The organism is Actinomycetota bacterium (assembly GCA_035540895.1).
In the GTDB taxonomy this organism is placed as follows: Bacteria; Actinomycetota; JAICYB01; order JAICYB01; family JAICYB01; genus DATLFR01.
In genome coordinates this window covers 1-8,121 of the sequence record DATLFR010000095.1, presented here as the reverse complement: position 1 = coordinate 8,121, position 8,121 = coordinate 1, and the positions used below count along the sequence as shown (strand labels likewise).

5 protein-coding genes are annotated in these 8,121 nt (G+C 70.8%); all 5 read right to left on the bottom strand.

Annotated elements, in window-relative coordinates; all coding sequences use genetic code 11:
- Positions 1-1,206, bottom strand: a 1,206-nt coding sequence (locus VM840_05475; GenBank protein ID HVL81026.1) for a hypothetical protein, incomplete at its 3' end; no start/stop codon positions are given.
- Positions 1,203-2,498 carry a DUF58 domain-containing protein gene (locus tag VM840_05470; GenBank protein ID HVL81025.1) on the bottom strand — a complete coding sequence of 432 codons (1,296 nt, stop codon included), beginning with the start codon at positions 2,496-2,498 and terminating at the stop codon, positions 1,203-1,205. The genes VM840_05470 and VM840_05475, both read right to left, overlap by 4 nt.
- A gap of 10 nt (positions 2,499-2,508) precedes the next feature.
- Positions 2,509-3,525 carry a MoxR family ATPase gene (locus tag VM840_05465; GenBank protein ID HVL81024.1) on the bottom strand — a complete coding sequence of 339 codons (1,017 nt, stop codon included), beginning with the start codon at positions 3,523-3,525 and terminating at the stop codon, positions 2,509-2,511.
- Positions 3,522-6,701, bottom strand: coding sequence for an MFS transporter (locus tag VM840_05460; GenBank protein ID HVL81023.1), 3,180 nt, complete (start codon positions 6,699-6,701; stop codon positions 3,522-3,524). Before VM840_05460 ends, VM840_05465 begins: the two co-directional genes overlap by 4 nt.
- A partial coding sequence (locus VM840_05455; protein ID HVL81022.1) for a branched-chain amino acid ABC transporter permease occupies positions 6,694-8,121 on the bottom strand: 1,428 nt, incomplete at its 5' end. The genes VM840_05460 and VM840_05455, both read right to left, overlap by 8 nt.

Genomic DNA, 8,121 nt, shown 5'->3' with positions numbered 1-8,121 from the left:
GGGAGGGGTGGGAGCCCGGACGGTGTAGGTCATGCCCTCCGAGGCCCGGCTCTGCGGGAGGCGCAGCATCTGGGTGCGGGGGTCGAACTGGAGGGGGAACGGGTCCCTGCGCTCGACCGCCGACGACTCGGCGACCGTGGGCACGACGTGTCCCTCCATATCGGCGACCCGGAAGGTGACCTCGTACGTCTCCCGCTGCTCCCCGGCCGCTCTCGGGGCGGGCGCGTCGGCTCGGCCGGCCGGCGCCGGAGGGATCGAACCGTCCTCCCCGACCTCCTGGAACCTCTTCGTGTCGTAGGGAGGCATCGCCCAGCCGTCCTGTTGGTACACGTCGAGCACGCCCAGCCGCCACGGACCGGGCCGGTCGGAGGTGACCTCGAACAGGACCCGGTCGCGCTGAGGCGGCTGCCGCTCGGGCTTGGAGGGTGGGATCACCTGGTCCCGTTCTGTGTCGGGGAAGAGGAAACCGGCCTGGCTCAGCACGATCAGCACCACGACGAGCGCACCGAGCGCGCCGGCTCCCCGGACGAGGCGTCGCGCCTCGAAGCTCCCGGAGGTCGCTCCCTCGCGCGCCAGCTCGACGCCGTAGGAGACGGCGAGCGCGGCCACCGCGAACCCGAGCGCGACGATCGTCGATATCGCCGAGGCCTCCTGGGGCTGGACGAGCGCAGCGCCGATCAACAGTGGCATCGGGATCAGGAGCCCGAGCCTGGCCCGGTTGAGGCCGGTGCCGAGCGACGCCGCCGCCGATCCGACGAAGGAGGTCAGGACGAGGAGAAGGAACCGCCAGCCCGGGTCGAACGGGACGGGAGGTTGGGCGATCCCACCGGTCCGGACGGCCTCCGCCACGAGGCTCGGGAGGTTGGCCGTGCCGCCGGTGGCGTCCGGGATGACCAGGACCGCCCCCGCCACGACCGCCGCGGGGAGGGCCAGGTACTGCACGAGGCTGGGCCGGCTGGTCCGGAAGGAGCCCGCCACCACGCCGACGCCGATGGCCGCGCCGGCCAGCGCGACCACCCGCGGGAAGGCGCCGGGGAAGACACCGGCCGCCATCCAGCCGGCTCCCGCCGTGGCCAGGAAGACGGACGCGCAGGTGAGGGGGACGTTGACCAGATCGTCGCCGGGGGGCTGGTCCTCCGGGCGCGGCTCGAGCTCCGCGTCGGCCGGGATCTCGAGGGTGAGGTCCGGGGCCTCCGTGACGCTCATCGGTGGCTCGCCGCTCCCATGACGCGCCTGAACACCGGGCCGAGGGGGCTCCCGAGGCTCACCTCGACGATGTTGCACCCGAGGCCGCCCGCCCGGTGCATCGACTCGGGGTCGGAGTCGTCCCATTGCAGGAGGGCGAGCAGGACCGAGACGCCGCGGTCCATCAGCAGGCGGATCTTGCGCGCGGCGTCGCGCGACAGGTACGGGGTGACGATCACGATGTGCGTGTCCCGCCTCGGGTCGCCCAGCACCCGGGCGATCCCCTCGCCGAGCGGCTGCGGCTCGCGCTGAACGCGGGCGAGCGCGTCGAGGAGCGGGATGCGGGCGCGCTGACCTCGCAGCTGAGCGGCGATGCGACCCCCGTTGCTGTCCACGGTCACGGCGAAACCGTCCTTGAGGTGCTTCGTCCCGAGCGATCCGACGACCTTGACCGCGAGCTCGAAGGTGTCGCTCGGATGTCCGGGCGTGTGCGTGTCCGCGTGGGTGTCGAGGAAGATCCCGACCCTGTCGGTGATCCCCTGCTCGGCCTCCCGGACGAGGTAGCGTCCGGTCCCGCTGTCTGGGTCGAGGGTGCGGGCCGTGGCGCGCCACACGATCCGTCGCGGGTCGTCCCCGGACACGTAGTCGCGCATCCCGTAGAACTCGAAACCGGTCGGCCAGGGCTTGGACACGGGGGGCCGGATGGGCGGGTCCTCCCACTCGCGGCTCAGGACTCGGTCGTCCACCACCTCGGTCGTGGGGTGGACGATGATGTCGACCGGTTCGGTCAGGACCATCCGCTTCCGGGTCAATCCGAAGGGGTCGCTCCACGTGGCGACGAGCGGTCCGACCGTGTAGACGCCGCGCATGCTGGGCGTGAACGTGTAGACGTGGTTCACCGTCTGCCCGGGCGGGAGCAGCGGGATAGGCACCCTCACCGGGAGCCCCAGCTCCGGCGCGAGCTCCTCCTCGAGCACGATCGTGCTCAACCGCCGCTTGGCCTCCAGCGCCAGCTCGACCTCGACGAACTGCCCCTCCCGCACCCGCGTCGGGAGGTCGGAGCGGCTCGCGTCGACGGCCAGCCTGCGCCGAGCCAGGAAGTACGCCACGGCGACCACGATCACCCCGCCGTAGGCGAGCAGGAACATGGACCGGCTCCCGATCAGCCGGGCGAGGATCCAGCCCGCCACCGCGAAACCGATGACGGCGAGACCGCTCGTGGTCATGCCGAGCCTCCGCTCGAGCCACTCGCCCAGGTCGCTCGTGGCCCGGCTCCGTCCGCGCTGGCGGATCGCCGCGGTCGGTGCGCTCAACCGGTCGTCCTCACGCGGTGGCCGCGGCGGGCTGGCGCCCACCCGCTCCGGTCGGGATCTTCACCCGGGTGACGAGACGTTCGACGACCTGCTCGACCGTGTCCTCCCGCAGCATCGCGTCCGGAGTGAGGAGCATGCGGTGCGCGAGTACGGGCATGGCCAGCCGCTTCACATCGTCGGGGAGCACGTCGTCACGTCCCTGGGAGGCGGCGAGCACCCGGGCGGCAGAGAACAGCGACATCGTCGCTCGCGCGCTGGCTCCCACGAGCAGGGCGGGGTCGTTGCGCGTCCCCTGGACCAGCTCCACCATGTACCGCTTCACCGGGTCGGAGCACGAGACCTCGGTGCACCACTCCATCATCGCGATGACCTCAGCCGTGTCGACGACCGGCTCGAGCGACTCGATCGAGTGCTGCTTGCGGTTCGTGTCGAGCACCTCGATCTCGGCCTCCGTGTCCATGTAGCCGAGCGAGAGCTTGAACAGGAACCGGTCGAGCTGCGCCTCGGGGAGCGGGAAGGTCCCGGCGAGCTCGATCGGGTTCTGCGTGGCGAGCACGAAGAAGGGCCGCGGGAGGGGGTGGGTGACCCCGTCGACGGTCACGTTGCGCTCGGCCATCGCCTCGAGGAGGGAGGCCTGCGTCTTCGGCGACGCGCGGTTGATCTCGTCGGCGAGGAAGACGCTGGCGAAGACGGGGCCGGGCCGGAAGATGAAATCACCCGTCTTGCGGTCCAGCACGGGGGACCCGGTGACATCGGCCGGGAGCAGGTCCGGCGTGCACTGGATTCGGGAGCTCTCGGCGTTGATCGTCTGCGCGATCGACCGGGCCAGCATCGTCTTGCCGGTGCCGGGCATGTCCTCGAACAGGATGTGACCGTTGGCCAGCAGGCAGGTCAGCGACATCCGGACGACGTCGTCCTTCCCTTTGATCACGCGGCCGATGTTGGACACCATCTCTTCGAACCTGTCGCGGAACGCCTGGCGCGACAGCTTCGCCGGCGACCTCGTCGCCTTCTTCCTGGAGCTCATGCCTCGACCTCGCCTTCCTCGTCGATCTCTCGGTTGCCGTTCACGCCCGCGGCTCGGAGCATGGATGCGAGCTTCCCTCCACCGGATCGGTGGAGCACCCCCTCCGACGCCGACAGGTAGGACGCCATCACCTGCGGGTGGTTCACGACCTCGGCCGGGTCTCCCGCGACCAGCACGCGTCCGAGCTCCATCGCCACCAGTCGGTCGGAGACCGATGTGATCAGCGGGATGTCGTGCTCGATCACGAGCAGCCCCGCTCCCGTCTCGCGCACGAGCCGGGTGAGCACAGGCCCCATCTCCTCCGTCTCCGCCTGAGCCAGACCCGAGGACGGCTCGTCCAGGAGCAGGACGCGGGGCTGCGAGGCCATGATGCACGCGATATCGACCGTCCGCCTGGTCCCGGTGGAGATCTCCCCGACGAACTTGTTGGCGTAGGCCTCGAGCCCCAGGATCTCTATGAGCGCGTCGACGCGCTGGTAGAGCTTCCGCTCGCTCTGGCGCACCTGAGGCGCCCAGACGGCGGCCAGGACCGGGTTGCGGACCACGGCCCGCCGCTCCATCGCGACCGCGATGTTCTCGCGCACGGTCATCGACCCGAAGAGGGTCGCGTTCTGGAAGGACCGGCCGAGCCTCAGCCTGGCCCTCGCGTCCGGACCGAGCGGCGTCACGTCACGCGCCCCGATCGAGATCGATCCGCCGTCCGGCTGGACGAAGCCCGAGATCACGTCGAAGAGCGTCGTCTTCCCGGCTCCGTTCGGCCCGATGATGCCGACGATCTCACCCGCGGACAGGTCGAGCGAGACCCCCGTGAGCGCGCGCACGCCGCCGAAGCTCACGGACACGTCCCGGACCTGCAGGAGGTTCTCCCGTTCGGACCCGGACGCCCGCCGGGTGGTGCCGAGGCTGCGTCCGGACACGGCGCCCCCCATGAACACCGACCGGACCAGCTCGGGCCGGGAGATCAGCTCGGCGGTGGACCCGTCGAAGCGGATCTCCCCCTTCTCCATGAAGACGGCCCGCTCGGCGATCGTGAGCGCGACGTTGAGGGACTGCTCGACCAGGATGATCGTGGTCCCGTCGGCGTGGATCCTGCGCACGGTGTCGAGGAGGCGCTCGACCACCTGAGGAGCGAGCCCGAGGGACAGCTCGTCGATCATCAGCAGGCGTGGGCGCATCAGGAACGCCTGACCCAGCGCGAGCATCTGCTGCTCGCCGCCGGACATGTTCCCCGCCTGTTCGTTCAGCCTCTCGCGCAGGATGGGGAACATGTCCAGGACCTCCTCGGTCTTCGTCCGGACGTACTCCTCCTCCTCGCGGTACATCCACGCCGCGGTCCGCAGGTTCTCCTCGACCGTCAGGGTCGGGAAGATCGCGTGTCCGCCGGGCACCATCACGATCCCGTTGCGCGCGTTCTCGTGGGGGGGGACGTGGGTGACGTCCTGGCCGTCGAGGTAGATGGCTCCGTTCGAAGCCTCCTGGATCCCGGCGATGGCGCGCAGGAGCGTCGACTTCCCGGCGCCGTTCGTCCCCAGGAGGGCGACCACCTCGCCCTCCTCCACGTCGAAGTCGACCCCGAACAGCACCTGGGTCCCCGCGTAGGTCACATCGACGTCGCGGCAGATGAGCATCTTGTTGCGACCCGACTCCCGGGCCCTCCTCGCCTCCTCGTCGGCCATCGCGGCCGCCCGGGCGGCCCGCAGGTCGCGTTCGATGCCGGTGGCCGCGCTCAGCACGAACAGGGACCCGATGATCGAGAGCGGCGGGATGATGAGGAACGCCCGCTGCACCCCCCATGCGTCCGCGTACCCCGAGAGGATGGGAGCCGCGATGAGGGCGGGGAGGAGCCAGGGCACGAAGGTCTGCATCCCCAGTCCCCTCAGGCGCGGAGGGATGAGCAGGGAGAAGAGCGCACCCTGGGCGGGCTGGATGAGCGCACCCAGGAACGTCATGGGCAGGATGCACAGGAAGACGACGGGCAGCGACCGGAACAGCGCGATCGGGATCAGCAGGATGCCGCCGATCACGCCGAGGCCCCCGTACAGGACCATGACCCGGGCCGGACGGTCGGCGAGCAGCCGGTCGGCCACCCCTCCGGCGAACGGCAGCGCGATCATCGTGACGATCGCCGTGACCGTCCCGAAGAAGCCACGCTGCGCGGGGGACATCTGGAAGGACTCGGCGAGCAGCAGGAACAGGAAGATGCCCGAGAGGTACCCGGACAGAGCGTTGAAAGGGGTCGAGTACCAGAGCCTGCGCACGGTGACGATGCTGGCGGCGGCCCGCCACGCCTCGCCCCAGCTCATGGGCCTCTCTTCCCGCTGGGCGACCTCCTCGGACGCTCCCATCTCGACCCGCTCGTAGTAGCCGCGGACCGGCTCCTTGAGCAGGAACAGCATCAGCGCGCCGAGCAGGCCCAGGACCCCGAAGGCGAGCATGCCGGTCCTCCACCCGGCCCGACCGGCGACGAACCCCACGAACGGGGGGAGGACGACGCCGCCCGCGGTGGTCACGAAGGCGAAGAAGGCGAAGACCCGGGCGCGTCCCCGCGGAGGGAAGTAGTCGGACAGCAGCGGGAACCCTGCCGGGAGCGCGACGGAGTCCCCGAGCCCGCCCCCCAGTCTCGCGGTGATCATCGACGGGATCCCCGTCGAGACCGCGAACAGGATGGACGAGCCGCTGCTGATCAGGGAGCCGATCCGGAACATCCAGATCCGGCTCACCCGGTCCGCCAGGTACCCCATCAGAGGGCCGATGATCGTCTGCATGAACCTGAACAGCGTGAGGATGAGCGCGAGGAACTGGATCGAGTAGCCGAAGTCGGCCCGTATCTCGGGTCCGAGCGTCTCCAGGATCCTCTGGTCGAGCTGTCCGAACATCCCGGCGATCGGCAGGATCCACAGCGCCCGGCGGTACCCCCCGACCCCCCGGGGGTCGGCGTCGCGGAGGTAGGCGAGGAAGCGCTCGCGCACCGGCACCCGCTCCGCCCTCTCGTCGGGCCGCTCGTAGACGAACCCGTCCTGCGCCTCGGCTCCCAGGCGCCTCTCCCGGGCGCTGGGCACGAGGTCGCGGTGGTCGACCCGGCGGCCGAGGAGCGCGTCGAGCCCGCCGGAGAGCGCAGCCGGTTGGTCGGCCGTCTCGAGCGCGGTGACCAGGGGGTCCGGCTTCGGGTCAGCCACCTCGGCCCTCCTCCTTCGTCCCGGCCTGGCGCGGGCCCACCGGCAGCGCCCACTGGCCCTGCAGCCTGTACCTCTCCGGGACGAAGATCGTCCCGCCGCCGGGACGGATCTTCGGGGCGATCGGCGACACCTCGTCGATATCGCCCTCCGCCGTCCGGACATCCGCCACCAGGCTGGCCACGACGATCCGGTTACGCCGGGCGACCCGGCGCAGGATCGCGTCGCGGATGTCGAAGACGCCCTGGCCGAGGCCGCCGGGCAGGAGCATCAGGACGAGCAGCCCCCCGCCACCGTTGATGAGCCCCTGGACAGCGGGCGGCAGGGCCAGGATCAGCTGCACCCCGTAGTAGGCCGCTCCGATCAGCGGCGAGGCTATGGACCCCATGCCGCCGATCACGGCGATGAGGAACATGGTGACGCTGCGGTCGGCGGCGAACGCCTGCACCCGCACCCCGTGCTGGTGGTAGGCGAACAGGGCTCCCGCTATAGCGGCGATCGTCCCGGAGACCGCGAAGGCGGTCAGCCGGGCCCGGGTGAGGTTGATGCCGAACGACTGGGCGGCCGCCTCGTTGTCCCGGCAGGCGATCAACGCCCGGGCCGTGCGGCTGCGCCGCAGTCCCGTCACCGACGCGATCAGCAGGGCGATGAGGGCCAGGCACAGGTAGTAGAAGATCCGCTCGTCCTCGAGCTGCATCCCGACGAGGGTCGGCCGGTCGAGCGTGTCCGGCAGACCGGCGCCGAGGTAGCTCGGGTTCAGGAGCAGCGTGGTCGTCGTGAGCGCGAACGCGAGCGTGGTTATCGCCAGGTGCAGACCCCTGAGCTTCAGGGCGGGGAGCCCGACCACGACCGCAGAGACGGCGCCGACGATGCCGGCGGCCAGCAGCGGCACCGGGAAAGGGAGCATGACGCGGCCGGCCACGTATCCACCGATGGCGGCGAACGCGAACTGCCCGAGGCTGATCTGTCCCGCCCATCCCGTCAGCACGAGGAGGGAGAGCGCGACCATCGCGTAGATAAGGATCACCGAGGCCAGGTTGTTCTGGCTGGGCGAGAGGAGCCAGGGGATCCCCAGTGCGAGCGCGACACCGAGCAGGGTGAGGTTGCGCACCCAGCTGCGGACGACCGGGAGCCCGCGCAGCTCCGGGGGGATGGGCCTGATCTCGCGAGCCGACCGCCACGAGCTCGCGGATTCGAGCTCGGCCCTGGAGCGCTGGTGCCGCTGCAGGATGAGGATCGCGCCGATGATGAACAGCAGGATCCCGTCGAGGACGGTCACGCTGCCGAAGGACCACTGGAAGGCCGCCTCCAGGATCCCGAGGGACCCGGCCGCCAGGGCGGCGACGGTCAGGTTCGTCATCCGGGCGATCACCGCCACCGCGAGGATCCGGACGAGCGTGGAGGAGTTGAACGAGGCCTCCCC

Coding starts and splice junctions, on each gene's coding strand:
- VM840_05465 (HVL81024.1), bottom strand. CDS start 3,525: ATGAGCTCCAGGAAGAAGGCGACGAGGTCGCCGGCGAAGCTGTCGCGC.